At 69.6% G+C, this 1,482-nt stretch carries 2 protein-coding genes; one reads left to right on the plus strand and one right to left on the minus strand.

Translation table 11 applies throughout. From position 1 onward, the window contains the following. Positions 1-604, minus strand: a 604-nt coding sequence (locus G7A99_RS13685; RefSeq protein WP_163141032.1) for a phospholipase A, incomplete at its 3' end; no start/stop codon positions are given. Positions 605-765: 161 nt separating this feature from the next. On the opposite strand from G7A99_RS13685, the gene G7A99_RS13690 reads away from it, so the two are divergent. After that, positions 766-1,395, plus strand: coding sequence for a class II aldolase/adducin family protein (locus tag G7A99_RS13690; protein ID WP_163141035.1), 630 nt, complete (start codon positions 766-768; stop codon positions 1,393-1,395). The last annotated feature ends 87 nt before the right edge of the window (positions 1,396-1,482 follow it).

Here is a 1,482-nt window from a genome sequence, read left to right on the forward strand (position 1 = left end):
ATTTCGTGCGGTACGAGTAGATCAGCTCCGGCTCGTAGTTGGTCTCGCGGAACGGCGCGGATTCCTCGCTGTTGTAGGCCTGCCAGTAGGACTGCTGCGTGTACGCCAGCCACAGGTCCCCCCGCCGCGTGCCGAGCTCCGGCCATATCTTGGTCTTGAAGCTGATCTGGAACTTGACCTCGGTGTGGTCCACCGACTCCATGTCATCGCTGCGGTAGGCTGCCTCGTTGGGATTGAAATCGTAGGAGAACGGCAACAGATAGGTCGGACGGTAAGGCGTCACCACGAACGGTCCGCGGTCCGCCTGGGCAACGAGTTCCCAGCGCTCGGCCAGTGCCGAGGGCGCCGGCGGCGGCGTCTTCTCGGCCACCTTCTCCTCCGGCGTCTTCGCCCGGTTCTCCGGCAGCAGCTCATCGGCAGAGCGGCCGGTGGGCGTACGTCCCAGCGTCGTGTCGTAACACGTGAGTCGTTCCTGGGCGCTCTTGAGCTCCATGCAGCCTTGCAGCGCCTGGCCGGGCTCCACCGTGGCATTCGTTTCCGCGGCGCCGGCGCGGACCGCGACCAGACCGGCGCACAGGGCGATACTCAGGTGTCGGTGGGTCAACCGTCCCTCCATGCGCGAGACGCTACCGCTTGCAGGATGGCGTAGTCTGCCCGACCGGCGTTATGCTCGCTACCCCGTCCCGCGAACCGCGGCCCGCCTGTGTGCCGGATGGCCGCGTGCCGCCCGTCCCCAACGAATCAGTGTGCCAGCGACACAGGCGGATGGAACGAGAAGGCGTCATCAAATTCGATCTGTGCCACGAGCACGGCGCGCCCCCGGACGCGGCATCGGTCGCGGTGCTGGATGCGTGGCGGGACGTGCTCCGCCGCCTCGGGCTGATCGGCGGAAGCCCCCGGCGGTACGGCGGCCTCGGCTTCGGCAACGTCAGCCACCGCGCCGCAGGCGGTGCATTCGTGGTATCCGGCAGCCAGACCGGCGGCCTGGATGCGCCGGGTCCCGCGGGCTACTGCGAGGTCACGGCGTGGGACGTGGAACACAACACGATCCGCTCCCGCGGACCGGTGCGGCCGTCATCGGAGTCCCTGACCCACGGCGCGGTGTATGCAGCCGACGACACCGTGGCCTGGGTCTTTCACGGCCATTCGCCCGAGATCTGGTCCCGGCGCCGTGTCCTCGGACTGCCGGAGACACCCGCCGACGTCCCCTACGGGACACCGGCGATGGCCCGCGCGGTGGCCTCGCTGGTCCGGCGCGCCGGCCCCCAGGCGGTATTCGCCATGGCCGGCCACCGTGACGGCGTCATCGCCTACGGCCGCGACAGCGACGCCACCGGCGGCGCGCTGGTCCGGACCCTGGCGGCGGCACTGGCCGCCGCCCACGCCGGCCGCTGAATCCTGATTCCCTGACGGGAGAGACGACACTGTGAGCGACGAGCGCATCCGCATCCGCGGCGCACGGCAGAACAACCTGCGCAACCT

The organism is Arhodomonas sp. KWT (genome assembly GCF_010993615.1).

Coding starts and splice junctions, on each gene's coding strand:
- G7A99_RS13690 (WP_163141035.1), top strand. CDS start 766: ATGGAACGAGAAGGCGTCATCAAATTCGATCTGTGCCACGAGCACGGC.